Origin of the sequence: Streptomyces bohaiensis, assembly GCF_012033785.1 — a bacterium.
GTDB lineage: Bacteria > Actinomycetota > Actinomycetes > Streptomycetales > Streptomycetaceae > Streptomyces > Streptomyces bohaiensis.
On sequence record NZ_JAAVJC010000023.1, the window covers coordinates 12,181 to 37,300 of the forward strand.

The 25,120-nt window shown below is 73.7% G+C and carries 27 protein-coding genes, 1 tRNA gene and 1 pseudogene; 16 read left to right on the forward strand and 13 right to left on the reverse strand.

Annotation, left to right across the window (positions count from 1 at the left end):
• Positions 1-6: 6 nt before the first annotated feature.
• The 10 genes from HCN52_RS05335 (at position 7) to HCN52_RS05380 (ending at position 5,547) form a co-directional block, all read left to right on the forward strand.
• Positions 7-762 (forward strand): DUF2637 domain-containing protein, encoded by a 756-nt coding sequence (locus HCN52_RS05335; RefSeq protein WP_168087200.1) that lies wholly within the window; start codon positions 7-9, stop codon positions 760-762.
• Between the two features lie 13 nt (positions 763-775).
• Positions 776-961, forward strand: coding sequence for a mobile element transfer protein (locus tag HCN52_RS05340; protein ID WP_167931314.1), 186 nt, complete (start codon positions 776-778; stop codon positions 959-961).
• A gap of 20 nt (positions 962-981) precedes the next feature.
• Entirely contained in the window at positions 982-1,290 is a 309-nt protein-coding gene (locus tag HCN52_RS05345; protein ID WP_168087201.1) for a SpdD-like protein, read from the forward strand.
• A 14-nt stretch (positions 1,291-1,304) separates the two neighbouring features.
• The gene (locus HCN52_RS05350; RefSeq protein ID WP_168087202.1) at positions 1,305-1,544 is read left to right on the forward strand and encodes a hypothetical protein; all 240 of its coding nucleotides are present in this window, start codon (positions 1,305-1,307) and stop codon (positions 1,542-1,544) included.
• A gap of 91 nt (positions 1,545-1,635) precedes the next feature.
• The gene (locus HCN52_RS05355) at positions 1,636-2,166 is read left to right on the forward strand and encodes a GGDEF domain-containing protein (protein ID WP_168087203.1); all 531 of its coding nucleotides are present in this window, start codon (positions 1,636-1,638) and stop codon (positions 2,164-2,166) included.
• Between the two features lie 97 nt (positions 2,167-2,263).
• Positions 2,264-2,440 (forward strand): hypothetical protein, encoded by a 177-nt coding sequence (locus HCN52_RS05360; RefSeq protein WP_168087192.1) that lies wholly within the window; start codon positions 2,264-2,266, stop codon positions 2,438-2,440.
• Positions 2,437-2,619 (forward strand): hypothetical protein, encoded by a 183-nt coding sequence (locus tag HCN52_RS05365; protein ID WP_168087204.1) that lies wholly within the window; start codon positions 2,437-2,439, stop codon positions 2,617-2,619. Before HCN52_RS05360 ends, HCN52_RS05365 begins: the two co-directional genes overlap by 4 nt.
• Positions 2,616-4,004, forward strand: coding sequence for a replication initiator protein RepSA (gene repSA / locus HCN52_RS05370; protein WP_168087205.1), 1,389 nt, complete (start codon positions 2,616-2,618; stop codon positions 4,002-4,004). Before HCN52_RS05365 ends, repSA begins: the two co-directional genes overlap by 4 nt.
• Positions 4,005-4,012: 8 nt before the next feature.
• On the forward strand, positions 4,013-4,288 hold the full coding sequence (locus tag HCN52_RS05375) for a helix-turn-helix transcriptional regulator (RefSeq protein WP_312876554.1): 276 nt from the start codon (positions 4,013-4,015) through the stop codon (positions 4,286-4,288).
• Complete coding sequence (locus HCN52_RS05380; protein WP_168087206.1) at positions 4,288-5,547, forward strand: tyrosine-type recombinase/integrase; 1,260 nt, start codon at positions 4,288-4,290, stop codon at positions 5,545-5,547. The genes HCN52_RS05375 and HCN52_RS05380 overlap by 1 nt, the downstream gene beginning before the upstream one ends.
• A 70-nt stretch (positions 5,548-5,617) precedes the next feature.
• On the opposite strand, the gene HCN52_RS05385 is transcribed toward HCN52_RS05380, so the two are convergent.
• The 3 genes from HCN52_RS05385 to HCN52_RS05395 all read right to left on the reverse strand — a co-directional run bounded on the left by HCN52_RS05385 (position 5,618) and on the right by HCN52_RS05395 (position 7,410).
• Positions 5,618-5,691, reverse strand: a tRNA-Pro gene (locus HCN52_RS05385).
• A 131-nt stretch (positions 5,692-5,822) separates the two neighbouring features.
• Complete coding sequence (locus HCN52_RS05390; protein WP_168087207.1) at positions 5,823-6,227, reverse strand: PPOX class F420-dependent oxidoreductase; 405 nt, start codon at positions 6,225-6,227, stop codon at positions 5,823-5,825.
• 121 nt (positions 6,228-6,348) lie between these two features.
• Entirely contained in the window at positions 6,349-7,410 is a 1,062-nt protein-coding gene (locus HCN52_RS05395) for an ATP-dependent DNA ligase (protein ID WP_168087208.1), read from the reverse strand.
• 247 nt (positions 7,411-7,657) lie between these two features.
• Here HCN52_RS05395 and ligD point away from each other — a divergent pair, with 247 nt between their 5' ends.
• Entirely contained in the window at positions 7,658-8,674 is a 1,017-nt protein-coding gene (ligD, locus tag HCN52_RS05400; RefSeq protein WP_168087209.1) for a non-homologous end-joining DNA ligase, read from the forward strand.
• A gap of 84 nt (positions 8,675-8,758) precedes the next feature.
• On the opposite strand, the gene HCN52_RS05405 is transcribed toward ligD, so the two are convergent.
• The 4 genes from HCN52_RS05405 to HCN52_RS26095 form a co-directional block, all read right to left on the reverse strand.
• Positions 8,759-9,904, reverse strand: coding sequence for an FAD-dependent oxidoreductase (locus HCN52_RS05405; protein ID WP_168087210.1), 1,146 nt, complete (start codon positions 9,902-9,904; stop codon positions 8,759-8,761).
• 85 nt (positions 9,905-9,989) lie between these two features.
• Positions 9,990-11,471, reverse strand: coding sequence for an HTTM domain-containing protein (locus HCN52_RS05410; protein WP_168087211.1), 1,482 nt, complete (start codon positions 11,469-11,471; stop codon positions 9,990-9,992).
• Positions 11,468-12,289, reverse strand: coding sequence for a DUF5819 family protein (locus tag HCN52_RS05415; RefSeq protein WP_168087212.1), 822 nt, complete (start codon positions 12,287-12,289; stop codon positions 11,468-11,470). Before HCN52_RS05415 ends, HCN52_RS05410 begins: the two co-directional genes overlap by 4 nt.
• A gap of 211 nt (positions 12,290-12,500) precedes the next feature.
• Entirely contained in the window at positions 12,501-12,833 is a 333-nt protein-coding gene (locus HCN52_RS26095) for a (2Fe-2S)-binding protein (RefSeq protein ID WP_312876551.1), read from the reverse strand.
• A 711-nt stretch (positions 12,834-13,544) separates the two neighbouring features.
• On the opposite strand from HCN52_RS26095, the gene HCN52_RS05425 reads away from it, so the two are divergent.
• Positions 13,545-14,462, forward strand: coding sequence for a 3-hydroxyacyl-CoA dehydrogenase family protein (locus tag HCN52_RS05425; protein WP_168087213.1), 918 nt, complete (start codon positions 13,545-13,547; stop codon positions 14,460-14,462).
• Positions 14,463-14,509: 47 nt separating this feature from the next.
• Here HCN52_RS05425 and HCN52_RS05430 read toward each other — a convergent pair whose 3' ends face one another.
• Positions 14,510-15,718, reverse strand: coding sequence for an MBL fold metallo-hydrolase (locus tag HCN52_RS05430; RefSeq protein ID WP_312876552.1), 1,209 nt, complete (start codon positions 15,716-15,718; stop codon positions 14,510-14,512).
• A 383-nt stretch (positions 15,719-16,101) separates the two neighbouring features.
• Between HCN52_RS05430 and HCN52_RS05435 the strand changes: the two genes are divergently transcribed.
• The 4 genes from HCN52_RS05435 (at position 16,102) to metG (ending at position 22,703) form a co-directional block, all read left to right on the forward strand.
• Positions 16,102-17,463 (forward strand): transglycosylase family protein, encoded by a 1,362-nt coding sequence (locus HCN52_RS05435; protein ID WP_168087214.1) that lies wholly within the window; start codon positions 16,102-16,104, stop codon positions 17,461-17,463.
• Between the two features lie 317 nt (positions 17,464-17,780).
• A complete protein-coding gene (locus tag HCN52_RS05440) occupies positions 17,781-18,593 on the forward strand; it encodes an SAM-dependent methyltransferase (RefSeq protein ID WP_168087215.1) in 813 nt (270 codons plus the stop codon).
• Positions 18,590-20,746 (forward strand): putative bifunctional diguanylate cyclase/phosphodiesterase, encoded by a 2,157-nt coding sequence (locus tag HCN52_RS05445; protein ID WP_376767092.1) that lies wholly within the window; start codon positions 18,590-18,592, stop codon positions 20,744-20,746. Before HCN52_RS05440 ends, HCN52_RS05445 begins: the two co-directional genes overlap by 4 nt.
• A 238-nt stretch (positions 20,747-20,984) precedes the next feature.
• A complete protein-coding gene (gene metG, locus HCN52_RS05450; RefSeq protein ID WP_168087216.1) occupies positions 20,985-22,703 on the forward strand; it encodes a methionine--tRNA ligase in 1,719 nt (572 codons plus the stop codon).
• A 93-nt stretch (positions 22,704-22,796) separates the two neighbouring features.
• Here metG and HCN52_RS05455 read toward each other — a convergent pair whose 3' ends face one another.
• From HCN52_RS05455 to HCN52_RS05475, 5 genes and pseudogenes are all read right to left on the reverse strand, one after another.
• Complete coding sequence (locus HCN52_RS05455; protein ID WP_168087217.1) at positions 22,797-23,366, reverse strand: GAF domain-containing protein; 570 nt, start codon at positions 23,364-23,366, stop codon at positions 22,797-22,799.
• The gene (locus HCN52_RS05460) at positions 23,320-23,949 is read right to left on the reverse strand and encodes a GTP-binding protein (protein ID WP_168087218.1); all 630 of its coding nucleotides are present in this window, start codon (positions 23,947-23,949) and stop codon (positions 23,320-23,322) included. Before HCN52_RS05460 ends, HCN52_RS05455 begins: the two co-directional genes overlap by 47 nt.
• Positions 23,927-24,307 (reverse strand): DUF742 domain-containing protein, encoded by a 381-nt coding sequence (locus HCN52_RS05465; RefSeq protein WP_312876553.1) that lies wholly within the window; start codon positions 24,305-24,307, stop codon positions 23,927-23,929. The genes HCN52_RS05460 and HCN52_RS05465 overlap by 23 nt, the downstream gene beginning before the upstream one ends.
• Complete coding sequence (locus HCN52_RS05470) at positions 24,304-24,720, reverse strand: roadblock/LC7 domain-containing protein (protein ID WP_168087219.1); 417 nt, start codon at positions 24,718-24,720, stop codon at positions 24,304-24,306. The genes HCN52_RS05465 and HCN52_RS05470 overlap by 4 nt, the downstream gene beginning before the upstream one ends.
• A 106-nt stretch (positions 24,721-24,826) precedes the next feature.
• A pseudogene (locus tag HCN52_RS05475) lies at positions 24,827-25,120 on the reverse strand (ATP-binding protein); the annotation flags it as partial.

A 25,120-nucleotide genomic window follows, 5' to 3' on the forward strand; every position in this document is an offset into this window, starting at 1 on the left:
GGAGAGATGGCCGTGCGCGAGTACCTGGCCCGGATCGACGCCGTACTGATCCAAGCCGTCATCGCCGGTGCGCTGTCCTTCGCCCACCTCCACGAGATCGCCGAAGCCGCCGGACAGACCGGCTGGAAAGCCTGGGCCTACCCGATTTCCGTTGACCTCCTACTGGTCGCCGCCTGGCGCCGCATCCACATCCAGCGCGAAGCGGGCCACTCCGCCGCCCTGCCCTGGCTGTGGTTCGTCATCGCCCTCGCGGCATCGCTCGGCGCCAACATCGGCACCGCCGGAATGATCAACCTGGACGACGTTCCCCAGTGGCTGTCGATCCTCGTTGCCGGATGGCCCGCGCTCGCCTTCTTCGGCGGAACCCTCCTCGCCCACACCCCGGCCCAACCGGAGCGAGCCGAGGACACCCCGCCCATCGAGGTCGAGCAACTGCCGGCAGAAACCCCGGCACAACCGACCGACCCCCGACCCGAACTCACCGCGGCCACTACCGAACCGGCCCCGCGTCCCGCGGACACCGCCCCCGAACCCGATCCGGCCCCGGCACCAGCCCCGGCTCCGGCTCCGGCTCCGGCTCCGGCTCCGGCTCCGGCTCCGGCTCCGGCCGTGAGCGTCCCGCCCGGCCTGGTGGCTCACGCTCAGCAGATCGCCGACTCCCACCGCCAGAACACCGGCGCCCCGATCGACTTCGACACGCTCTCGGCCCGGCTGAACCTGCCCGCACCGATGATCCACGCCATCACCGCCCAACTCACCTGACAAGGGGAACCTCATGACCGCCTTCCGCCGCCTGCGCTCGATCGGCCCCGTGGAGATCGCCACCGGAGTCAACCGCCGCACCAACAAGCGCGGCTACCTCGCCTCCTGCACCGCCAACGCCTGCGGCTGGTCCGCGACCTTCGACACCGAGGACGCCGCCGACCTCGCCGCACGCCACCACAAGTGCACCGCCCGCTGACACCCACCGGAGCGACATCGATGACTCACCACGACCGAACCCCGCGGCTCCCCGACGCCATCCACCACGGCCAGATCTGCGGCTGCGACCACCCCGCCGTCCCTCCGGCCCCGATCGGCCGCCCGCAGATCCAGATCTCCACCGGCGGCATCCTCGCCATCACCGTCGGCGGAACGGTCCTGGTCGTCACGGTCGGCGTCATCCTCACCTCCCTCCTGCTGGCCGTGGCGATCGTCGCCAGCTCCCTCGCCGTCATCGCCCTCGCCCTGGCCATCACCGCCCGCACCCTCACCACCCAGCAGCGCAACACCGACCGCAACCAGCGCTGAAAGGAACCGGCCCCATGGGCTTCTTCCGCAGGAACACCGACAACGGCCCCGCGAACCCGGAGATGGCCGAACTGGGCCGCGAGTTCGCCATCGCCAAGCGCCACGGCGACCGCCGCACCGTCCGCAAGATCAACCGCACCCTCGCCGACAACGGCATGACCGACACCGACCGCGACTCCTTCAACCACGGCCGCGCCGGATACGACAACCTCCCGCCCGTCCCCGGCAGCAACCGCCGCAACCGCCGCCGCTGACCCGACGAACATTCGGCGCCACCGATACCGCCAACCATCCGGCGCCCCCGCATCCTCCCCACCCCGCTCGTGCTCCGCGACAAGGAGAACCGTGTACTCCTACGCCTTCACCGCGCTCGCCTTCTCCGGCTGGCTCCTCCACAGCGGATGGCTCACCCACCGCCTGCGGACCGCCCGCCGCGACCCCCTCACCGGACTGCACACCCGTAGCGGCTGGTCCGCCCGCGCCGAACGCCTCCTCAACCGGCCCGGCGCCGCCGTCCTCCTGGTCGACCTCGACCACTTCAAGCAGCTCAACGACACCCACGGCCACGCCGCCGGGGACGCAGCGCTGACCGCGACCGCCCAGCGGCTCGCCGCCTGGTGCCACCGCGCCGGACTTGCCGGCCGAATCGGCGGCGACGAGTTCACCGCCATCACCACCCACGCAACCGCGGGCCGCCTGGATGACCTCGCGCGGCTGCTGAACCGGCCCGTCCCCCACAACGGCGCCCTCATCCCCGTGACCGCCTCCATCGGCACCAGCCACACCGTCGATCTGCCGGTCCCCACCCTCAGCGACGCCCTGTCCGCCGCCGACCAGGCCATGTACACGGCCAAGGGCCACACCCGACGCCCCTGAACAGCGCAAAACCCCGGGGCGGCACCGATACCGCCAAGCATCCGCCGCCCCGGGGCTCCTCCCACACCAGACCGAAGCCCAGCGAAAGGGAAACCCCATGATGCCCCAGACCACCGCCCGCGTCTGCCACGACTGCGACGGACACGCCACCGCCCACATCACCACCGGCACCCGCGCCCCCGACGGCACCCGCACCACCCTGCCCGTCCACTGCGGCACCTGCCACGGCACCGGCACCACCGCCCCGCGAGCGGTCAAGGCGGCCACCCGATGACCCTCCTCAACTGGCGCGCGGCCCACCACTTCGACCACAGCGGCGACAAGCCCTGCGTCCTGTGCGGCTCGCCGACCCCCCTCCGCTCCGACAACGGCACGCCGGTGCACAAGGTCTGCGCCGAGAACTGGCTCGACACCCACCCCCGCACCGGGGAGAAGGGAGCGGACCGCCTGTGAACGCCACCGCCACCGCGGCGGTCCCCTGCCCGGTCACCCTCGCTGACGCGCTGAGGGTGGCCGGGCAGCCGGACTACCGCCGCTGGGAACAGCAGGTACACCGCACCGGAGGATGCGCCGACCCCATCCACCTGAGCGGCTTCACCCTCACCAAGGACCGCACCACCGGCGCCACCCTCCACCACTACTCCACCCGCGACGAACCCGGCGGCAGGCTCCGCATCGCCTGCGGCAATCGCCGCGCCACCCGCTGCCCCTCCTGCGCCCGCACCTACGCCGGAGACACCTTCCACCTCATCCGCGCCGGACTCACCGGCGACCCGACGAAGAACGTCCCGATCACCGTGCGGGAACACCCCCGCGTCTTCGCCACCCTCACCGCGCCCTCGTTCGGCCCCGTCCACAACCGCCCCGACACCGGCCCCTGCCGCTGCGGCACCCACCACCCCGCGGACGCCGCCACGCTCGGCACCCCGCTCAACCCCGACACCTACGACTACGCCGCCGCCGTGCTGTTCAACAACCACGCCGGGGACCTGTGGCGGCGCTTCACCAACCGCCTCCGCCGCGAGGTCGCCGCCCGTGCCGGCATCACCCAACGCGAACTCGCCGACACCGCCCGGCTCTCCTTCGGAAAGGTCGCCGAGTTCCAGAAGCGCGGCGCGATCCACTTCCACGCCGTCATCCGCCTCGACGGACCCGACGGCCACACCACCGCGCCCCCGCACTGGGCCAGCGTCGCCCTGCTCACCGACGCCATCCGCGCCGCCACCCACCACAGCTACACCACCCTCACCGCCCCCGCCAGCGGCCCCCACCCCGCCCGAACCCTGCGCTGGGGCCAACAGCTCGACATCCGCCCCATCACCGCCCTCGGCGCCGGAACACAACTCACCGAACAGGCCGTCGCCGCCTACGTCGCCAAGTACTCCACCAAAGCCGCAGAAACCGCCGGAGGGCTCGACCGCCGCATCGGCGAGATCGCCGAACTCGACCGACACGCAGTCCCCGACCACACCCGCCGCCTCATCACCGCCTGCAAAGACCTCGACCCCCACTACCCCGAACGCCGCCTCTGGGACTGGGCCCACATGCTCGGCTTCCGCGGCCACTTCTCCACCAAATCCCGCGCCTACTCCACCACCCTCGGCGCCCTCCGCCAGACACGCGCCGACTACCGCGCCGCCCAAGAGCGCACCGCCCTCGGCCTCGACCCCGACACCGGACCCGACCCCACCACCCTCACCCTCGCCGACTGGACCTACGCCGGACACGGCCACACCCCCGGCGAATCCTGGCTCGCCGCCACCATCGCAAACGCCATCCACACCAACCGCGAAACCGCCCGCGAAGCACTCCACGACGCCCAAGGGGACCTATCGTGACTCAGGTTGTGACGCTCCATCACCTCGCTCACCTGCTCCGCGCGGAAGCCCCGGCATCGTCCGGGCCTCGTCCTGTCGACCTGTTGCACGACGGGTGGTACACGACCGACGAGGTAGCCGCACTGCTCGGGGTAGACGCCTCTACCCTTCGCCGTTGGCGCACCTCTCAGCCTGTGCAGGGTCCGCCCTTCGTTCGTTTGACCTCGCGAGTCACGATGTACAGCGTTCCAGACGTTCAGCGGTGGCTTGAGTCCCGCCGTGTGGACCCGTCGGAGGCGGCCTGATGGCGAAGGCACAGCTTCCGCCTCTCGGGGTGAAGGTCTCCGGCGATATCGAGCACCGGCCGGGCGGCCCCAACCCTCATCGGGCACGCGTTCGCTGGTTCGACCCTCGGTCGGGTCGCCGCCTGTCCCGCTCCGAGATGCTGCCGACGTCAGATGACGCTGAGGACTGGATCAAGCGCATGCGTCGGCTCGCCGCCCGGGGGATCACGCCCGACACGGCGACGATGACGTTGGCCGAGTACGGGGCTGAGGACTCCGAGGTCTGGCCCCTGGCCATGCGCGGGTTGGAGGCGAAGACCCTCGACCCGTACCGGGCTGGCTGGCGTCTGCGTGTGGTGCCGACGCTCGGACACATCGGGGTTGCCGGCGTGACGAACGGCATCGTTGACCGTGCCGTGCACTCCTGGATTGCCGACGGTCACAGCCGCTCGACGGTGAAGAACAGCCTCGCCGTACTCGTCCGGGTGATGGAACAGGCAGTCCGGGACGGGCTCATCGACGTGAACCCCGCACGGGTCGTCGGCTGGCAGCAGCAGTACAAGCAGGCCGAGGACGAGTTGGACGACCCGCGCTCGCTGGCTCTGCGGAACTGGGCGGACCTACAGCGCCTCTCCTCTGCCCTGGTGGCGCGCTCGGCAGGCGAGTACATCGGATGGGGTGACGCCGTGGAGTTCAGCGCCTGCACCGCGGCCCGCATCGGCGAAGTCTCCGGCGTCCGGGTCCGCGACATCGATACCGACTCCTGGCTATGGACCGTTTGCCGGCAGACCACGCCCGGCCCTGGCGGCCTGATCGACAAGGGGACCAAGGGCAAGCGCCGCCGGGTCGCTCCGATCATCCCGGAGATACGTCCGATGCTGTCGCGCCGGATCGCCGCTGCCGGTCGCCGACCGGATGCCCGGATCTTCACGGGGCCGCGCGGGGGCCGTATCACCACGGCCGTGCTCCGAGATGCCACCCACTGGGACGCTGTCGTGCTGAGCCTCGGCTACGAATTCCTGCGGCGTCACGATCTTCGGCACACCGGTCTTACCTGGATGGCCGATGCCGGCGTCCCGCTCCACGTTCTCCGCAAGATCGCCGGGCACGGTTCACTCACCACGACACAGCGCTACCTCCACCCGGACATGCGGGCGGTCGAACGTGCAGGGCGGTCGCTGAGCGGCTACCTCGGGGGTTCCGGGTCCGGCACTGACCCGGCTGGTCCCAAAGTGGTCCCACGGCGGGTGCCCGGCGGCCACCTGCGGAGCGTGCCCTGACCCGTCGCAGAAACGACCAAAGGCCTGTTGAGCTGGATCTTCTCCAGTCCAACAGGCCTTTCGGCTGCTGTCGGGACGACAGGATTTGAACCTGCGACCCCTTGACCCCCAGTCAAGTGCGCTACCAAGCTGCGCCACGTCCCGTGCTCGTCCCGCCGGTCCCCCGGCGCTCCGTGCACAAAGAACAATACCCCACTTCGGTGGTGGCCCGTGCACACCCCCGGGTGGGTCACCGGCCGGACCGGGCAGGTCCGGACGACTGCCGAGGCGACGTGTCAGTCGGCGACGGTGATGCGGATCCCGACCGTGCCGCGCACGCCGTAGCGGAGGCGGCTGCCGAGCAGGACGAGCCGTCCCGTGAGCGGGTAGCGGCGCGCGATCAGGCGCCGGTAGCGGCGGCTCCCCTCCTCGTCGAGCAGTTCCGCGTGGCCGCGCACCTCGGGGCCCGTGGGGCGGCCGCCCACGTCGCAGGGGGCGAGGAGGACGTCGCCGCGATTACGGATGCGCTTGACCTTGCCGGAGCCCGCGTTGGTCCACACCCCCAGCGCATCGCCGTCGCGGACCTTCCAGACCGGGGTGGGCACGGTGCGGCCGTCCCGCCGGTAGGTGGTGACCAGCACGTACTTGCCCGTGTCGAGTCGTTCCAGTTCGCCGCTGCGTGCTTCCCGTCCGTCACTCATGCGGCAACCCTACGGTTCGCCGGGCAGGGCAGGAGGGCCCGGCCGCCGGTTCCGGCCGGGGCACGGGGCGGCGCGGAGCAGCCGGTGCGGGCAGACCTCCGGAGGGCGGGGCGGACGGCTCTCAGCCCAGGACCGCTCCGAGATCCGGCCCCGCGGGCCGGTCGAGTTGCGCATAGGTGCAGCTCTCCGGGGTGCGGTCCTCGCGCCAGCGGCGGAATTGTGCGGTGTGCCGGAACCGGTCGCCCTGGAGGTGGTCGTAGGCCACCTCGCAGACGCGCTCCGGCCGCAGCGGCAGCCAGGAGGCGTCCTTCTGGCCGCTCCAGCGGTGCGGTGTGCCGGGCATGCGGTCCCGTACGTGCGCCTCGGCGTTGCGCCAGTCCGCCCAGGGGTGGCCGGTGGTGTCCTCGTCCATCAGCAGCGGCCGCAGCTCCTCCATGAGTTCCGCGCGGCGTCGCATCGGGAACGCTCCGCAGGCACCGACCTGCTGGAGCCGTCCGCGCTCGTCGTACAACCCGAGCAGCAGCGACCCCACCACGGGGCCGCTCTTGTGCGGGCGGATCCCCGCGACCACGCAGTCCGCGGTCCGCTCGTGCTTGATCTTGATCATGGTGCGCTCCGCCGGCCGGTAGGGGGCGTCCGGTCGTTTGGCCACCACGCCGTCGATGCCGGCCCCCTCGAACTCCTCGAACCAGCGCTGCGCCAGTCGGCGGTCGTCCGTGGCGGGCGCCAGGTGTACGGGAGGTGCCGCCTCGCGGAGCGCCTCCGTGAGCAGGGCGCGGCGTTCACGGAACGGCTCGGCGAGCAGGGAGGTGCGGTCCAGGGCGAGCAGGTCGAAACAGATGTAGGACGCGGGGATCTCGGCCGCCAGTCGGCGGACCCGGGACTCGGCGGGGTGGATGCGCTCCTGGAGGGCATCGAAGTCGAGGTGGCCGTCGCGGGCGACGACGATCTCCCCGTCGGTGACGCAGCGGTTCGGCAGGTTGTCGCGGAGGGCGGGGAGGAGCTCGGGGAAGTAGCGGCCGAGGGACTTCCCGGTGCGGCTGCCGATCTCCACCTCGTCGCCGTCGCGGAAGACGAGCGCGCGGTAGCCGTCCCATTTGGCCTCGTAGCTCATCCCTTCCGGGATGCGGTCGGCGGCGCGGGCGAGCATGGGCAGCACGGGGGGCATCACCGGTAGGTCCATATCGGCCGATTGTGCGCCCGGGCCGGCGGGGGCGCCTGTCGGGCGCTCGCCCGGGTCGCCGGCCGCCCCGGCATCAGGCGGCGACCTTCCGGAGGCTGTGCCATTCGGCGGCCGGCCGTCCGAAGTCGCGCGTCGCCCGAAGTCGCCCCGCTGCCCGAAATCGCCCCGCTGCCCGAAGCCGCCCCCCTGCCCGAAGGTGCCCCGTCGTCCGGAGGCGGGCGGCGGGGACGGCGCCTACCGTGAGCCCATGGTGCGCTACGGAGATCCGCTGGAACTGACGGTGGGGGACCGCACGGTGCGGGTGACCAGTCCGGACAAGACGTTCTTTCCCGCACGCGGATGGACCAAGCGCGACGTCGCGGAGTACTACCTGGCGGTCGGCGACGGCGCGGCCCGAGCGCTGCGGGACCGGCCCACCACGCTGGAGCGGTTCCCCGACGGGGTCGACGGCGAGTCGTTCTTCCAGAAGCGTGCGCCGCGGAACCTCCCGGAGTGGATTCCCACAGCTGAGATCACCTTCCCGAGCGGCCGCACGGCGCAGGAGGTATGTCCCCGGGATGCGGCGGCGGTGGTGTGGGCCGCGAATCTGGGGACGCTGACGTTCCACCCCTGGCCGGTGCGGCGGGACGCGCCGGACCACCCCGACGAGATGCGGATCGATCTGGACCCGCAGCCGGGCACGGGGTTCGCCGACGCCGCCCGGGTGGCGCTGTCGCTGCGGGAGGTGCTGGCCGATTTCGGGCTGACGGGACGGCCCAAGACGTCCGGGGGCCGCGGACTGCACGTCTTCGTCCCGATCGTCGCCGCGTGGTCGTTCGTCGAGGTGCGCCGGGCGGTGATCACCGTCGGCAGGGAGTTGGAGCGGCGGGAACCGGGGCGCGTGACCACCTCCTGGTGGAAGGAGGAGCGCGGGGAGCGCGTCTTCGTCGACTTCAACCAGATGGCGCGGGACCGGACCATGGCGAGCGCGTACTCGGTGCGGCCCCATCCGCACGCGCAGGTGTCGGCCCCGTTGCGGTGGGAGGAGGTGGCGGACGTCTCCCCGGCGGATTTCGACATCATGACGATGCGGGAGAGGTTCGCCTCGGTCGGCGACGTGCATGCGGGCACGGGCGAGGAGCCGGGGCGGCTGGAGCAGGTGCTGGAGCAGGCGGACCGCGACGTGCGCGATCGTGGTCTGGGCGATCTGCCCTACCCGCCGGACCATCCCAAGATGGCCGGGGAGCCGAAACGCGTCCAGCCGAGCCGGGCCAAGGACGCCTGACCGGTCGGGGCCGCGTCCCGGAGCGCTGCCGGCGAGGACGACGGCCCGGCGCCGTGACGCCGCTCGTCCGGGGTCAGGTCGTGGTCAGGCCGCGACGAGCGGCGGCGCGATCGGGGCGTCGGACGGCACGGTCCGGGCCTCGGACGGCGGGAGCTCGCCGGCCAGCAGCGCGTCGATCTCCCGGGCAGCGGCACGGCCGGCGCGATTGGCGCCGATGGTCGAGGCGGACGGGCCGTAGCCCACCAGATGGACGCGGGGGTCACGGACGGCGCGCGTCCCGTCCATGCTGATCCCGCCGCCCGGCTCACGGAGCCCGAGCGGGGCGAGATGGCGCACCGCAGGGCGGAAGCCGGTGGCCCACAGCACCACGTCGGCGCGGACGGTGCGGCCGTCCTGCCACGCCACGCCCCACGGCGTGATCCGGTCGAACATCGGGTGCCGGTCGAGGGTCCCGTCCTGTCTGCCGCGCCGGACGGCGTCGTTCATGGGGAGGCCGGTCACGGAGACGACGCTGCGGGGCGGCAGGCCCGCGCGGACGCGGCGGTCCACGAGGGCGACCGCGCGGCGGCCCTCGTCGGGGTCGAAGTCCGTGGTGCGGAAGACCGGTGGGCGACGCGTCACCCAGGTGGTGGAGCGGGCCAGGGGTGCGATCTCCAGCAGGTGCTGGACGGCGGAGGTACCGCCGCCGACCACGACGACCCGCGCGTCGCGCATCTCCTGCGGCCCCCGGTAGTCGGCGGTGTGGAGTTGCCGACCGAGGAACGCCGTCCGGCCGGGAACGTTGGGCCAGAACGGACTCTCCCAGGTGCCGGTGGCGTTGACGAGCGCGCGGGCGCGCCACCTCCCGTGGTCGGTCTCCACCAGGAGGCGGCCCTCCTGGTCGTCGAGCACCCGGTGGACGCGCACGGGGCGCCGGACCCGGAGGTCGTACCGGCGCTCGTAGGCGGCGAAGTACTCACCGAGGACGGCTGACGAGGGCCGCTCGGGGTCTGCGTCGGTGAGCCGCATCCCGGGGAGTGCGTGGATGCCGTGGACCTGCCCGTAGGTGAGGGTGGACCAGCGGTGCTGCCACGCTCCTCCCGGCGCAGGCGAGCCGTCCAGGACGACGAGCCCGGTTCCGGGGGTGAGCCCGCGCCGGGCGAGGTGGTGGGCGGTGGACAGTCCGGCCTGCCCGGCGCCGATCACCACGACCTCCGTGTCGACGACCTTCGGCCTGCTGTCGGTGTCCATGGTGTCGCCAACGCCCGCGAGGGCGGTTGTCTTCCCCCGGGCTCGCACGGCCCGGGCTCGCACGGCCCGACCTCCGGGGGCGTGTCTACGGTCCGGCGTCGGTGCGCTCTCCCGCCCGTCGAGGTGCAGGTGCGGTGCCGGCGCCTCCGTCCGGTGCCGGCACGACGGTTGCGGCGGGAACGACGGGCGCAGCGCCGCGTGGGGCAGGGGTCGACCCGGCGGCGGCCGGCCGGTCGCCGGACCGCTCGGCGGGGCGGGCGTCCGGCGGGGGCCGCCGGCGGCGGGCCGACCGCCGCCACCGCTCGCTGCCGTCCTGGGCCAGGCGCTCCACCCGGAGCAGCCACACGGTGGGGAGGAAGATCAGGTCCACCGCGATCATCGCCAGCGAGAAGAACGGCAGGCCCATGAGGACCGCGATGCCGAGGTGCTCGGCGACGATGACGCAGAGCAGCACGTTCTTGACCCGGCGGTTCAGCAGGCAGAACGGGAACGCCACCTGCACCGCGACGGTGAGGTAGGTGAGCAGCAGCACGATGCCGCTGTTGGCGGTGACGAGGTCGGTGAGCGCGGGCCACGGCTGGAGGAAGCCGATGTGCATCGACCAGTACACGGCGGTGCCGTCCTGCCAGGCCGTGCCCTGGATCTTGTACCAGCCGGCCGCGGCGTAGACGAGGCACACCTGCGCCATCAGCAGCAGCACACCGGAGTTGTGGAGCAGGTTGCCCAGCCGCTCCACGGTGTCGCGGGTGGCGGGCGAGGCGGCGAGGCGCAGCCGGGCGGCGACACCGTGCACCGCCCAGACGCCCGCGAGCAGCACGGTCCAGGCGGGGGTGAGGTGTCCGGTGAGGGCGGCGGCGGTCAGCAGTGCGCCGCAGCCGAGCCAGACGGCGGCGGCGCCGCGGTCCTCGGTCGTCGGCCGTCGGCCGGGACGGCGGCGCCGGGTCCGGCCGGCGTCCACCGACCAGACGTGGGCGCAGCGGGTCAGCACCAGGTAGACGGCGGCGATCCGCAGGATGTTCTCGCCGGCGTTCAGCACGAAGTCGTTGCGGTGCTGGAAGGACATGACGGAGAGCGCGAGCAGGACGGTGGTGGCGCGGGTGCGCCAGCCGAGGACCACGCAGCCGGCGACGGCGACGGCGACGAGGTAGCAGAGTTCGAACCACCAGCTGCCGTCCACCCAGGTCAGGACGGTGAAGCCGCCGGTGTCGGCCACCGTGCGGCGCGCGGCGTCCTGGGTCCAGGGGGCGTCGGGGCCCCAGATCCCGTGGCGGTTGGGCCATTCACGCACGAGGATGGCCAGCCAGATCAGCCCGACGGCGATGCGGACGACGGCGGCCTGCCGGGTCGCGTACGGACGGCGGGTGGCGCGGTCGGTCCAGCCGCCGCGGAAGCCGCCCTCCGGGCCGACGGCCGAGGTGCCGGCGGGGGCAGCGCGGCCGGCGACGGTGGCGGGCCCGGCGACGGTGGCGGCTGCGGACGGCGTGGCGGTCCCGGAGGACGAGGGGCGCGGCGGCTCCTCGGAGTCCCCGGCCGCTCCCGGGGAGGAGGTGTCCTCGCCGCGGCTCATCGGGCGGCCTCCGGCCGGGGCTCCCGCACGTGCGCGGCTTCGGCGCCGGTCGGCCCCGTGCCGACGGGGAGCGGCCACCAGTCGTGCTCGGCCGTCGCCGGCTCGGCGGCGGGGCTGCCCGGTGCCCACGGCGGGGGCGGTATGGGGGTGGTGACGGTGCGGAACTGGAGCGCTTCGACCGTGCCGGGGGGCAGGTCGAGTCGGTCCAGCGCGATGCGGGCGGTGGCCGCGCGCAGGTCGTCGGCCCGCTCGCCGGCCACCCGGCCGTCCTCGGCGCCGAGCACCCTGAGGTCGTTCCAGAGCTTGCGCAGCTGGTGGCGGCCGCGGCTGGGCAGCGGGCCCGAGCTGAGCTCGGCGTGGTCGGTGGCCGAGAGGTCGGTCCACGGGGTGGTGACCGTCTCCCCGGCGCTGTCGCGCACGCTCGCGCGGGCGTGCAGGGTGACGTCGCTGGTGGGCAGTTCTGGCGCGAAGAGGTTCCACGCCTGCCGGAACTCGGGGTGGAGATAGCCGCGGATCGCAGGCCCATACTCCTGCCGCAGCACGTTCTCGGGGGCGACATGCAGGAAGGTGGCGCCCATGTGCAGCGCCACGGCGAGCGCCGCGGCAGCGGTGGCGGTGACCAGCAGCGCCCGGTGCAACCGGGGCAGCGCGGTGACGCCGGGCGCTTCCGCCGCGGCCGTCTCCCCGTCCGGTCGGGAGTCGGATCGGGCGGGCGCGGCGTCCTGGGTGGTCGGCGTCGCATCACCCGGGCGCGGGACGCCGTCCGGCGGGGTGTCCTCGGGGCGTTCGACGCGCCCCTGTTCCGGAGGTGTCCGCATGGCCCGCCCCTCCTACCGCGCCGTCACGTCGCTCCCGTGCGGTGCGCGGTGTCCCTCCCCGGATGTGGTGGCCGCGGGCGGGGCCTGAGCCGGGCCGCGGACCGCTGTGACACTAGCGCAGCCGCTGCCGACCGCCACCGGCCGCGTTGCGGACAGGGCTGTTCTGCGCCACGGGGCGCGTGGGCGAAGGGGCGCTCCGGCGGACGCCGCGTCAGGCCGGGCCGGTGCGGGGCGGACTGTCGAGGACGCAGTCGCCGCACAGCCCTCCGCCGGGGGTCCGGTAGTAGAGGCAGCAGCTGCGGCGGCGGAAGATGCCCGTCGTACCGGTCCATGCCGGTCGGAGCTGCGGATGGCGCAGCAGCGTCGCGGACAGTGCGGCGACCCGCTCGGCGGTCTCCGGGGCGGCGGCGCGTCGCGCCCAGCCGAGCAGTTGGCGGCCTGCGCCGGCGAGGGCCGAGGCGGAGTTGCCCCGCAGCAGCGCCGGAGCGATCGGGGTGCCGGCGCGCACGGTCCGGGCCAGGGGCTCCAGATGGGTGATGTGCACCGCCCGGTGGACCGCGTCGGCGGTCGACGGGCGCGGCGCACGCGCACCGTTCGGGGCGGCGTCCCCGCCGCGGGTGGGACGGGCCCGCGGCCGGCGGGGGCGGTGAGCGGCTCGGTGGTCCAGAGATCGTCGGGGGCGCTGCCCTCGGGGAGCCAGTGCAGCCGGTCCGGTGACAGTCGGGGGACGGTCCCGAGGACGGCGGTGGCGGCGAGGGCGACGGACCACAGGCGCGAGGCGATGCCCTGGTGGGCGAGGGAGGCGGCGACGCGGCGTTCGTCGGTGCCGAGTCGGGAGGCGACATGGTCGAGTCGGCGCTCCCACGGGTGGGGGTCCCCGGCGTACACGGCGGCGAGCGGCACGGCGCCGGCCGGCGGCCGGCCCGTGCGGAGCGCGAAGAACGGCCCGACCTCGGCGAGCCGGTCCCAGGTCGCGGGGGCGGCTGCGGCGGGTGCGTCGTCCTCGGCGGCCATGCCGGCACCCTACCCGGCCGGCCACGCGGAACCCCGCGGCATGCACCGCGGCCCGGGACCGACCGACCATTCGGTTCAGCGGCTACGCTGGGGCCACCGCGGACCCCGTCGGGCGGCTCCGGGCCCGTGCCCGGATCCCAGGCGGGGTCGGCGCCGGGTACCGCGCCCTGCCGTCGGCCCCGCAGTACGCGGCCGAGGACAGGGACCCGACGCAACGGACCGCCGACCGGACGGAGCAGAGATGACGCACGGACCACACCCCGCCGGCACCCCCGCCGGCACCGCCGAGGAGAGTGGGGGCGCACCGCCCGCCCCGCCGCGGGTGGCGGCGGTCATCGGGGGCGGCCGCATGGGAGCGGGCATCGCGCAGTCCTTCGCCACCGCGGGTTCCCGGGTCGTCCTCGTGGAGAGCGACGGCGGCCGGGCCGCGGCGGCGCTGGCGTCGATCGGTGAAAGTCTGCGGCGGGCGCACGGGCGCGGTCACCTCCGGGAGGACCCCGAGGCCGTGGTGGGGCGGCTTTCGGCCACCACCGCAGTGGCTGAACTCCCGGTGGACACGCAGCTGGTGGTCGAGGCGGTGCCCGAGGACGCCGCGCTCAAGGCGCGGTTGCTCGCGGCAGCGGAGCAGGCGGTGGGGCCCAAGACGGTGATCGCCTCCAACACGAGTTCGCTGTCGTTGACAGAACTGGCCGCGGTCCTCCAGCGGCCCGACCGCTTCCTCGGCATGCACTTCTTCAATCCGGTCCCCGCCTCGGCACTGGTCGAGCTGGTCACCACCGACGCCACGGCTGCGGAGACCGTGGACGCAGCGCTGGCCTGGACCGCGGCCCTGGGCAAGGAGGACGTCGTCGTCAGCGACTCCCCGGGGTTCGCCTCCAGCCGCCTCGGTGTCGCGCTCGGGCTGGAGGCCATCCGGATGGTGGAGGAGGGAGTGGCGGACGCCGAGGCCATCGACCGGGCGATGACCCTCGGCTACCGCCACCCCATGGGACCGCTGCGTCTGACCGACCTGGTGGGACTCGATGTGCGCCTGGCCATCGCGGACCACCTGCACGCCACTCTCGGTGAGCGGTTCGCCCCGCCTCGCCTGCTCCGCGAGAAGGTGGCCCGCGGCGAGCTGGGCCGCAAGAGCGGCCAGGGGTTCCACCGCTGGGGGTGACCCGGGCCGGGCCGGCGGGCGCCGGGTGCCACCGCGCGGGGGCGGGGTCAGCCGACTGTCGCCCTGCCCGTCGGTTCTCCCGGCCCGGGAGAGTCGGCCCGCTCGCCGGCTCCGTTCCTCCCGGCCCGCTCGTGGTCGCGGGGCGGGGCGTCGACGGCGTACGGCCGCCACCACGGCTCGGTGGGCAGCTGCCCGGCGGGCTCGAACGACCCGCCGGGCAGCGGTACGGCACAGCGGACGTCCGCCGCCCGCGCGGCGGCCACGGTCCGCTCCGCCGGTTCGTCCCAGGAGTGCAGCGCCAGGTTGAAGGTGCCCCAGTGGATGGGCAGCAGCACTCCGCCGTCGAGGTCCTGGTGGGCGCGGAGCCCCTCCTCCGGCGTCATGTGCACATCGGGCCAGTAGTCGCTGTAGGCGCCGATCTGCATCATGGTGGCGTCGAACGGCCCGTGCTCGGCGCCGATGCGGGCGAAGCCGGGGAAGTAGCCGGTGTCGCCGCTGTGGAAGACGCGGTGCTCGGGGCCGGTCACCACCCACGAGGCCCAGAGCGTCAGCGCCCGGCGCCGCAGCCCGCGGCCGCAGAAGTGCTGGCCCGGCGTGGCCGTGAGCGTCAGCGCGCCGACGGTGGTCGACGCGTTCCAGTCCAGCTCGGTGATCCGTTCGGCCGGGACGCCCCAGCGCTCCAGGTGGGCGCCGACCCCCAGCGGCACCGCGAACCGGGTGCCCGTACCGATCAGCGCGCGGACGGTGGGCATGTCCAGGTGGTCGTAGTGGTCGTGCGAGATGACGACGACGTCCACGTGGCCGAGGGCCGCGAGGTCCACGGGCACCGGGTGGAGCCGCGCCGGTCCGGCGAAGGTGAACGGCGAGCAGCGGCGCCCCCAGACGGGGTCGAACAGCACCCGGTGGCCGTCGATCTCGGCGAGGACGGTGGCATGGCCGAGCCAGGTGAGTCGCAGCCCGGTGGCGGGCGGGGTCGTGGGGAGCTCCCGGTGCAGCGGGAGCGGGCCGGCGGGGCGGCGACGGCGGCGGTCCTCGCGCCGGAGCATGGCGCGCACCAGGGAGGGGCGGGAGCTGTCGCCGCTCGGCACGGTGGAGACGGGGCGCTCGTTGTGGAATCCGCCCTCACGGAACTGGGGCGAGCGCCGGAGCATCGCCAGGCGCTCCCCGGCGGGCTCGGCCCCGAAGGACGCCGGGCGCAGCCCCTGGGCCGCGGACCGCAGCCTGGTGAGAGGGGTGGTCCTGGTGGCGGTGGTCACGGTGCCTCCCGGGGCAGGACGGCGAGCAGGTCAAGTATGACCGTGCGGCCGGTTGCGGGCCACCGCTGCCGGGCAGCCCTGGGACGGGGTCGGAGGGGCTCCGGCGGGGTGCCGGGGCCCGTGGGCGCCTACCCGGCGCGGAGCGGCACCCACCGCACGGTTCCGGCCGTTCCCGGCGGTGAGGGAGGTGCCGCGTCCGCGCGGCGGGGGACGCCCCGGTCGGTGCGGCCAGCACGCATGCCGCCGCGCGCGCCGCTGTCGGTCGGGCGCCCTGGCCGGTTAACCACCGGCGCTCCGGGCATTATTCCGGACTTACGGACAACTCGCTTCATCGGGCCATATGCTGATGGCGCCACAGGGACGCCCCATGCCCGGAGGACTCGATGACTGCACGCGGACGCCACCGCCGCTACCGCCCCGGCCCCGTCTCGCGGGCCTCGCTGACGGTGACGGCCGGTGGCGCCGGCCTCGCCCTCCCCCTGCTCAGCGCGGCGACCGCCGGCGCTGCGTCCTCGGCGACCTGGGACAAGGTCGCCGAGTGCGAATCGGGCGAGGACTGGGCGATCAACAGCGGCAACGGCCACTTCGGTGGGCTCCAGTTCCGGCAGAGCACCTGGGAGCAGTTCGGCGGGACGGTCTACGCCGCCCGGGCCGACCTCGCCACGCGCGAGGAGCAGATCGCCGTCGCGGAGAAGGTGCTCGACGGCCAGGGTCCGCAGGCATGGCCGACCTGTTCGGAACAGGCCGGGCTCGCCACCCCGGCCGCGGCGGCGCCGACGCCCCCGCGGCAGCAGTCGGCCCCGCCCGACGCGCCCGCGGCAGCCGGGGCACGCGCGCAGACCGAGGGCGCCGCCTCCGCGCTGCACGAGGTCGAGGCGGGCGACAATCTCTCGCGGATCGCCGACACCCACCGGGTGCCGGGCGGCTGGCAGTCGCTGTACGAGCTGAACCGCGCGGTGATCGGCAAGGACCCCGACCTGATCCACCCCGGCCAGCGGCTCTCCCTCGCGGAGGCGTCCGCGCCCGCCCGTTCGAAGGACGTGGCCGAGCCGGTGCCGGCGGAGCGGCAGCGGAGCTCGGGTTCGGTGGCCGCCGGAGGCGGCGGGGCTACCGGGGCGGCGGAGGACAGGGCGGCGAAGAGCGCAGCCGCCGAGCGTGCGGCTGCGGAGCGGGCGGCCGAGAAGGAGCGGGCGGCCGCCGAGAAGGCGGAGCGCGAGCGCGCCGAGCAGCGGAAGGCGGAGGAGCGCCGCAAGGCCGCGGAGAAGGCGGCCGCTGAGAAGGCCGCCGCAGAGAAGGCCGCGGCCGAGAAGGCGTCGCGTGCCGCTGAGCGCGCGGCGACCGCCGCCTACACCTCGCCGGTCGCCGGCGGCACCGGCACCTCCTACCGCGCGACGGGCAGTTCGTGGTCGCAGGGCTACCACACCGGGGTGGACTTCCCGGTCGGCATGGGCACCTCCGTCCGTTCGGTGACCAACGGCACGGTGGTGGCGGCCGGGTGGGCCGGCTCCTTCGGCTACGAGGTGATCGTCCGCCACAACGACGGCAGGTTCAGCCAGTACGCCCACCTCTCGGCGATCTCCGTCTCCGTCGGCCAGAAGGTGACCACCGGCCAGCAGGTGGGCCGGGTCGGTTCGACCGGCAACTCCTCCGGCCCGCACCTGCACTTCGAGATCCGCACGGCCCAGGGGTTCGGCAGCGACATCGACCCGGTCGGCTACCTCCGCAGCAACGGCGTACCGCTCTGAGCAGCGAACCCGCGCCGCGCCCCGCCGTGTAGCGCGGCCGCCGGAGACGGCGGCGGTACGCGGCGCGAGGCCGGTGACCGCCCCTGGCGCGTCCGCGTCGGGGGCGGCGCCTCGACGTGCCCGCTCTCTTCCGCGACGTGCCCGGTCAGCGGCCCGACACGGCCGCCGACCGCGGGGCGTGACAAGCCGAAGCGGGCGCGCGATGCCCGGAACCCGGCCGTCACGCGCCTCCGGTCGGCCACTTCCTTCCCACCGCTCCCGTATGGTCAGTACGCTCTGGCAAGCGCCGCCAATTCACTGATGATCAGGAGCTGTTGATGGAGCGACCCGTGTGGGCACCCCAGGGTGTCGACCTGTCGGTGCCGAGTGTCTCCCGCATGTACGACTACTACCTCGGGGGCTCCCACAACTTCGAGGTGGACCGGGCCGCGGCCCGACGGGCCGTCGACGCGTTCCCGGGGCTGCCGAAGATCATGCAGGCCAACCGGGCGTTCATGCGGCGCACCGTGCGGTACGCGATCTCGGAGGGCGTCACCCAGTTCCTCGACATCGGTTCCGGCATACCCACCTTCGGCAACGTCCACGAGGTGGCACAGGCCGCCAGCGACGAGGCACGGGTGGTCTACGTCGACAACGACCCCGTCGCAGTCGCACACAGCCAGGCCGTGCTCGACGGCGACGAGCGAACGGCCGTCGTGGCCGCCGACTTCCGCTCGCCGCGCGCGGTCCTGGACAGCCCGGAGGCCCGGCGCCTGCTGGACTTCGACCGGCCGGTGGCCCTGATGCTGGTCGCACTGCTGCACTTCATCGAGGAATCGGACAAGCCGGCGCAGCTCATAGCCGAGTACCGGGACCGACTCGCCCCCGGCAGCATGCTGATCCTCAGCCACGCCTCCACCGACGGCGGGCCGCGCACCTCCGAGCAGGGCGACGCCGTGACCGATGTCTACCGCAAGAGCGGGTCGACCTTCGTGATGCGGGGGCGCGCGGAGATCGAGGCCCTCTTCGACGGCTTCGACCTCGTGGACCCGGGTGTGGTCCTGCTCCCGAACTGGCGTCCGGACACTCCGGTCGACAAGGAGGACCCGGCGGCGTTCACCGGGCTCGCTGGGGCAGGGCGCAAGGCGTGAACCCCCCGCAGGAGCCTCCGGCGGCCGGCGGGGACACCGGCCGCCACGGTGACGGGCCGCAGCGCTTCGCCCGTATCTGGTGCCGCGCCGTGTACCCGGAGACCGCGACCTCCATGACGCGCGACGAGTTCGAGGCCCACCTGGTGGGCCTCACCGGCGTGCTGACGGACGCGCTGCACGCCCGGCACTTCTCCCCCGAGGCGGGTCGGCACGTGGGCGAGGCACTGGTGGACGCCCACTGCACGACCGCCGAGGCGCTGCCGCGCATCCTGGGCATCATCGACGCCTACCTGCCGCTGTACTGCGGCGCCGGCAGCGGTCTGGACACCGAGGAGCTGCGGGTGCGGAGCGGGCGATTGCAGCACGCCATCGCCTCCGGCTACGCGGCCTCGTTGCAGCAGCGAACCCGTTGCGAGCAGGAGGCGCTGTCCCGGGCGACGCTCTCGGCACAGGCCGCGGTGGCCCGGGCGCTGCACGAGAGCGAGACGCGGTTCCGCGCGGTCTTCGAGGACGCCGCCGTCGGCATCGGCATCGCCGACATGGACGGCCACATCATGGACACCAACCGCGCCATGAACCGCATGCTGGGCATCGCCGAGCACCAGGTGCGCGCCAGCAACATCGCGGACTGGACGCACCCGGACGACGGCCCCGAGGTCTGGCGGATGCAGGCGGAGCTGCGCCGCGGCGAGCGGGACCACTACCAGGTGGAGAAGCCGTACCAGCGGCTCGACGGCACCTCCCTGTGGACCAACCTGACGGTCTCGCTGCTGCGCGACGCGGACGCGAAGCCGCAGTACATGCTGGCGATGGTGGAGGACATCACCGAGCGGCGGCTGCTCAACCTGCGGCTTCGGTACCAGGCGACGCACGACGCGTTGACCGAGCTGCCCAACCGCGCGATGTTCTTCGAGCGGCTGGAGCAGGCCGTCGCCCCCGGCGGCGGCAAGCCGCGCGTCGGGCTGTGCTATCTCGACCTCGACGGGTTCAAGGCGGTCAACGACAGCCTGGGCCATGCCGTCGGCGACCGGCTGCTGATCGCGGTGGGCGAGCGGCTCAGCAGGTGCGCGGCCGGGCCGGGGCGGCTGATCGCGCGGATCGGTGGCGACGAGTTCGTGGCGCTCTACGTCGACCCGCCGTCGCGCACGGCGGTGACCGACCTCGCGCAGGCGCTGCTGGACGAGCTGGCGGCGCCGGTGGAGGTCGACGGCAGGGAGCTGATGGTGCGCGCCAGCATCGGTGTGGTGGAGGGCCCGACCGCGGAGCTCAACGCCAACGAGATCCTGCGCAGCGCCGACATCACCATGTACCGGGCCAAGGCCGACGGCGGCAACCGGTACGCGCTGGCGGACCCGGACTCCGACGCGCGGGCCATCAGCCGGCACCACCTCACGCACCATCTCCCGGCGGCGCTGAAGGGCTCCGAGTTCTTCATCGAGTACCAGCCGCTGATCCGGATGGAGGACGGCTCCCTGGAGGGCGCCGAGGCGCTGGTGCGGTGGAGCCACCCCCGGCACGGGGTCCTGGGCCCCGACCGCTTCATCCCGCTCGCGGAGCACACCGGGCTCATCGTGCCGCTGGGGCGGTGGGTGCTGCGGGAGTCGGTGCGGCAGGCGTGCGAGTGGCAGGTGCAGGGCATCGGCGGCTCCCGTCCGCTGCGGCTGAACGTCAACCTCTCGCCGCGGCAGCTCAACCACCCGGACCTGGTGGAGGAGACCGTCTCGGTGCTGGACGAGTTCGGACTGCCGCCGGGGTCTCTGTGCCTGGAGATCACCGAGTCCGCGATGGTGCGCGCCGACGACCACGAGTTGAAGCCGCTGCGGCAGCTGGCCGACCTGGGCGTGGGCATCGCGCTGGACGACTTCGGCACCGGCTACTCCAACCTGGCGAGTCTGCGTCGCCTGCCGGTGACCACGCTGAAGCTCGACCGGTCCTTCAGCGAGGGGCTCCAGCAGCACCCGGCCGACCCGGTCGACATGAAGATCGTCGAGGGCATCGTGTCCCTGGCGCACGCGCTGGAGCTGTCGGTGACGGTGGAGGGCGTGGAGACCTGCAACCAGGCCGAGCGGCTGCGGGAGCTGGGGTGCGACTCGGCGCAGGGCTGGTACTACGCCCGGCCCGGGCCGCCGGAGCGGCTGCCGGAGGCGGTCTGAGGGCGGTGGCCGCGGCCGGGGACGGAGCTCCGGCTCCCGCGGTGGGCCGTCCGCCTGCGGACGACGGCGGCAGGCGCCTCCCTCGGATCGCTAGGATGAGGGCGGCGCCGCCCCGACCCGGGAGCACGGCAGCCCCGCACCACGCGCGCACCGGCCCGCACGGCGCGGACGCCCACCGCCCGGTCCCCCGCGTGCGGGCCCGACCCGCACGCACCCCGAACCTTTGGAGCATCCGAGGATGACCCGACACCTCATCACCAGTGCCCTGCCGTACATCAACGGGATCAAGCACCTGGGGAACATGGTCGGCTCGATGCTCCCGGCGGACGTCTACGCCCGCTACCTGCGGCAGCGCGGCCACGAGACGCTGTACATCTGCGCCACCGACGAGCACGGCACGCCCGCCGAGCTGGCCGCCAAGGCCGCCGGGCTGCCCGTCGACACGTTCTGCGCGGGCCAGCACGACGCGCAGAAGGCCATCTACGAGGGATTCGGGCTGCGGTTCGACCACTTCGGCCGGTCGTCGTCGCCGCAGAACGTCGAGATCACGCAGCGCATCGCGCGGTCGCTCCACGCCAACGGCTTCATCGAGGAGCGCCCGGTCCGCCAGGTGTACTCCCCCACCGACGGCCGGTTCCTCCCCGACCGCTACATTGAGGGCACCTGCCCGCACTGCGGCTACGACAAGGCCCGGGGCGACCAGTGCGAGAACTGCACCCGGGTGCTGGACCCGACCGACCTGCTGGAGCCGCGCTCCGCGATCAGCGGCAGCAGCGACCTGGAGGTACGGGAGACCAAGCACCTCTTCCTGCTCCAGTCGGCGCTCGCCGGCGAGGTGGAGCGCTGGATCGACGAGGTGGGCGAGAGCTGGCCGACCCTGTCCTCGTCCATCGCGCGCAAGTGGCTGACGGAGGGGCTCCAGGACCGGTCGATCACCCGGGACCTGGACTGGGGCGTCCCGGTTCCGGCCGACACCTGGCCGGAGCTGGCGGCCGAGGGCAAGGTCTTCTACGTCTGGTTCGATGCGCCGATCGAGTACATCGCCGCGACGAAGGAGTGGGCGGACCAGGCGCCGCAGGAGCGCGACTGGCAGTCGTGGTGGTACGGCGAGGCCGCCGCGGACGTGCGCTACACCGAGTTCATGGCCAAGGACAACGTCCCGTTCCACACCGTGATGTTCCCGGCGACGCAGTTGGGCACGCGGGAGCCGTGGAAGAAGGTCGACCAGGTCAAGGCGTTCAACTGGCTGACCTACTACGGCGGGAAGTTCTCCACCTCCCAGCGCCGCGGTGTCTTCACCGACGCCGCGCTGGAGATCCTCCCGGCCGACTACTGGCGCTACTTCCTGATGGCGCAGGCTCCCGAGTCGGACGACACCAGTTTCACCTGGGAGGTGTTCGCGGGGACCGTCAACAAGGACCTCGCCGACATCCTCGGCAACTTCGTCAACCGGGTGCTGTCGTTCTCCCGCAAGCGGTTCGGCGACGAGGTGCCCGCCGGTTCCGCCGCGGGCGAGGCCGAGGCGAAGCTGGGCGAGGAGATCGCCGGGCTGCTGGCCGAGTACGAGGAGCACCTGGAGGCGCTGCGGTTCCGCAAGGCGGCGCAGACGCTGCGGGCGCTGTGGAGCGCGGGCAACTCCTACCTGGAGGAGAAGGCGCCGTGGCTGGAGATCAAGACCGACCAGGACGCGGCGGCGCTGACGCTGCGGACCGCCATGAACCTGATCCACCTGTACTCCGTGGTCTCCGAGCCGTTCGTGCCCGCGTCCGCGCGCGCCATGCGGCAGGCGTTCGACCTGCCCGGCGACACCGCGTCGTGGGTCTCGCCGGAGCAGGCGCGTGCGCTGGACTCCGTCCCGGCCGGGACGCCGTTCACGGTGCCCCCGGTGCTGTTCGCGAAGATCACCGAGGACGACCTCGAAGCCTTCAAGGAGCGGTTCGGCGCCGGCGACGCGTGAGCGGACGCCGGCCCCGGAGGTCGTGACACGCGACGGCCGGCCCGCGGTGGGGACACCGCGGACCGGCCGTCCGGCGTTCCGGCGGGCGCCGCGTCAGCGGTGGCCGCCGGTGAGTTCCGCGGTCAGCTCCCCCGCGAACCCCTTGATCGTCTCCAGTCCGTCCCGGCCCCAGGGACGGGGCCGGGTGTCGGCCACGCACACCGTGCCCAGCGCCGGCCCCGTGGCCTCCAGCAGCGGCGCGCCCAGGTAGGCGCGGATGCCCATCTCCTCCACCACCGGGTTCCCCGCGAACCGCGGGTAGTCGAGCACGTCCTCCAGGACCAGGGCCGCGCGGCGGACGACGACGTGCGGGCAGTAGCCGTGTCCGCGTGGCATCGCCCGGGCCGGGGCGTCGCGGGCGGGCGACGTGGCCGGTCCCGGGCCGGCCGTCCTCGGGCGGTGGAGCCCGGCGAAGAACTGTTGCCGCTCGTCGATGAAGTTGACCATGGCGAAGGGGGCCGCCAGCTCGGTCGCCATCCGCCGGGCGAACCCGTCGAAGACATCGAGCGGGCCCGGGGCTCCCCGCCCGAGCCCCAGCTCGGCGAGGCGGCCGACGCGGGCGGTCGCGTGCGGGTCGTCAGGGGTGAGCAGCAGACGGCTCGTGGGGTCGTACCGTCTCGTCATGGTCACTCCTTGTTTCGATCAGGTGCTTGACGAGGGTGACGAGCACCGCGGTACCGGACGAGGAGAGCCGTGCGTCGCAGTTGATGACCGGCACGGTCGGTGACAGGTCGAGCGCCGCGCGGATCTCCTCGGCGCTGTACCGGTGGCCCTGGTCGAACTCGTTGATGGCCACGACGAAGCCGAGGTCCCGCCGCTCGAAGAAGTCGACGGCCGGGAAGCAGTCGGCGAGCCTGCGGGTGTCGGCGACGACGACGGCGCCCAGCGCCCCGGCGCAGAGCTCGTCCCACATGAACCAGAACCGCTCCTGGCCGGGCGTGCCGAAGAGGTACAGCACGTGGCGCTCGTTGAGCGTGATGCGGCCGAAGTCCATGGCGACGGTGGTGGTGTGCTTGTCCTCCACCCCCTCCAGGCTGTCGGTACCGGCGCTCACCTGGGTGAGGAGCTCCTCGGTGGACAGCGGCTCGATCTCGCTCACGGCACCGACCAGGGTCGTCTTGCCGGCTCCGAAGCCGCCGGCCACCAGGATCTTCAGCGGTGTGGGAAAGGGGCGCGGTGGGGCGTCAGAGCCGCGTACGGAGTCCATGCAGGACCGCCTCCAGCAGATGTCGGTCGGGGTCGACGTCGGGGTCGGGCGGTGCGGACACGGTGACCGCGCCGCACTCGACCAGGTCGGACAGGAGCACCTTGGTGACCGTCGCCGGCAGCCGGACGTGGGCGGCGATCTCCGCGACCGGGGTCGCCTCCCGGCACAGCAGCAGGACCTGGCTGTGGTCGGGATCGAGATAGCCGTGGGTGCCGCGGCCGGTGGCCCGGACCAGGGTGAGCAGGTCGAAGTCGGAGGTCGGCCTGGTCCGGCCGCCGCAGACGGTGTACGGCCGGATCAGCCGGCCCGCCTCGTCGTCGAGCAGGACCGGTTCCGGCGCGCGTGCCGCCGCCCTCACAGCCCGGCCGACCGGCGGTCCGGGGTCATCAGCGAGGGCCGGGCGCTCTTGACGAGCATCGCCATCTCGTAGCCGAGGACGGCCGCGTCCGCCTCGCGGCCCGCGAGGACGGCGAGCACCGCGCCGTGGCCGGCGGTGGCGACGAACAGGAGGGTGGAGTCCAGTTCGACCACGACCTGGCGGACCTCGCCGCCGTCACCGAAGCGCACCCCGGCGCTGCGCGCCAGCGAGTACAGGCCGGAGGCGAGTGCGGCCAGGTGGTCGGCGGCGTCGCTGTCCAGCCCGTCCGCGGCCTTCACCAGGCCGTCGCTGGAGAGCAGTACCGCGCTATCGGCGTGGGGGACCCGCTGCAGCAGGCCGGTCAGCAACCAGGAGAGGTCCGCTGGCCGGCCGTGGGGGCCGTCGGTCACCATCGTCGCCACTGTCTCCTTCGTCTCCTCGGGTGGGCTGGTCGTCGATCCGGGCGGCGGACGCCGGGGAGGCGGCGGGCGCCCGGTGGGGGAAGCGTCGTCGGGGTGCTCACGCATCGGGTTCGGCGAGGCTGACGCCCCGGCGGAACGCCGCCATCAGCCCCGGGTCGTGCCCGGCGGTCTCGCCGCCGGCGGTGAAGGCGGGCGGCCCCGTGCGCAGTTCGGGGACGAGGTGCTGCTGCCGGCTGCGTCGTGGCAGGTCGGGGCGGGAGAGGGTCCGCGGGGTGCGGGGACTGCCGATGCCCGTCGCACCGCCGACGGAGCCGGCCAGCGGCGTGGGGGCGCTGAGCCGCCCGGTGGCGGGCGGCGGCGACGGGGGTGCCGCTCCCGGCCGGTGCTGGGC

What these genes read in the sequence shown, in the direction of transcription:
- HCN52_RS05335 (WP_168087200.1), top strand. Translation starts at nt 7, where the DNA reads ATGGCCGTGCGCGAGTACCTGGCCCGGATCGACGCCGTACTGATCCAA.
- HCN52_RS05340 (WP_167931314.1), top strand. Translation starts at nt 776, where the DNA reads ATGACCGCCTTCCGCCGCCTGCGCTCGATCGGCCCCGTGGAGATCGCC.
- HCN52_RS05345 (WP_168087201.1), top strand. Translation starts at nt 982, where the DNA reads ATGACTCACCACGACCGAACCCCGCGGCTCCCCGACGCCATCCACCAC.
- HCN52_RS05350 (WP_168087202.1), top strand. Translation starts at nt 1,305, where the DNA reads ATGGGCTTCTTCCGCAGGAACACCGACAACGGCCCCGCGAACCCGGAG.
- HCN52_RS05360 (WP_168087192.1), top strand. Translation starts at nt 2,264, where the DNA reads ATGATGCCCCAGACCACCGCCCGCGTCTGCCACGACTGCGACGGACAC.
- HCN52_RS05365 (WP_168087204.1), top strand. Translation starts at nt 2,437, where the DNA reads ATGACCCTCCTCAACTGGCGCGCGGCCCACCACTTCGACCACAGCGGC.
- HCN52_RS05380 (WP_168087206.1), top strand. Translation starts at nt 4,288, where the DNA reads ATGGCGAAGGCACAGCTTCCGCCTCTCGGGGTGAAGGTCTCCGGCGAT.
- HCN52_RS05390 (WP_168087207.1), bottom strand. Translation starts at nt 6,227, where the DNA reads ATGAGTGACGGACGGGAAGCACGCAGCGGCGAACTGGAACGACTCGAC.
- HCN52_RS05395 (WP_168087208.1), bottom strand. Translation starts at nt 7,410, where the DNA reads ATGGACCTACCGGTGATGCCCCCCGTGCTGCCCATGCTCGCCCGCGCC.
- ligD (WP_168087209.1), top strand. Translation starts at nt 7,658, where the DNA reads ATGGTGCGCTACGGAGATCCGCTGGAACTGACGGTGGGGGACCGCACG.
- HCN52_RS05405 (WP_168087210.1), bottom strand. Translation starts at nt 9,904, where the DNA reads ATGGACACCGACAGCAGGCCGAAGGTCGTCGACACGGAGGTCGTGGTG.
- HCN52_RS05410 (WP_168087211.1), bottom strand. Translation starts at nt 11,471, where the DNA reads ATGAGCCGCGGCGAGGACACCTCCTCCCCGGGAGCGGCCGGGGACTCC.
- HCN52_RS05415 (WP_168087212.1), bottom strand. Translation starts at nt 12,289, where the DNA reads ATGCGGACACCTCCGGAACAGGGGCGCGTCGAACGCCCCGAGGACACC.
- HCN52_RS05425 (WP_168087213.1), top strand. Translation starts at nt 13,545, where the DNA reads ATGACGCACGGACCACACCCCGCCGGCACCCCCGCCGGCACCGCCGAG.
- HCN52_RS05435 (WP_168087214.1), top strand. Translation starts at nt 16,102, where the DNA reads ATGACTGCACGCGGACGCCACCGCCGCTACCGCCCCGGCCCCGTCTCG.
- HCN52_RS05440 (WP_168087215.1), top strand. Translation starts at nt 17,781, where the DNA reads ATGGAGCGACCCGTGTGGGCACCCCAGGGTGTCGACCTGTCGGTGCCG.
- metG (WP_168087216.1), top strand. Translation starts at nt 20,985, where the DNA reads ATGACCCGACACCTCATCACCAGTGCCCTGCCGTACATCAACGGGATC.
- HCN52_RS05455 (WP_168087217.1), bottom strand. Translation starts at nt 23,366, where the DNA reads ATGACGAGACGGTACGACCCCACGAGCCGTCTGCTGCTCACCCCTGAC.
- HCN52_RS05460 (WP_168087218.1), bottom strand. Translation starts at nt 23,949, where the DNA reads ATGGACTCCGTACGCGGCTCTGACGCCCCACCGCGCCCCTTTCCCACA.
- HCN52_RS05470 (WP_168087219.1), bottom strand. Translation starts at nt 24,720, where the DNA reads ATGGTGACCGACGGCCCCCACGGCCGGCCAGCGGACCTCTCCTGGTTG.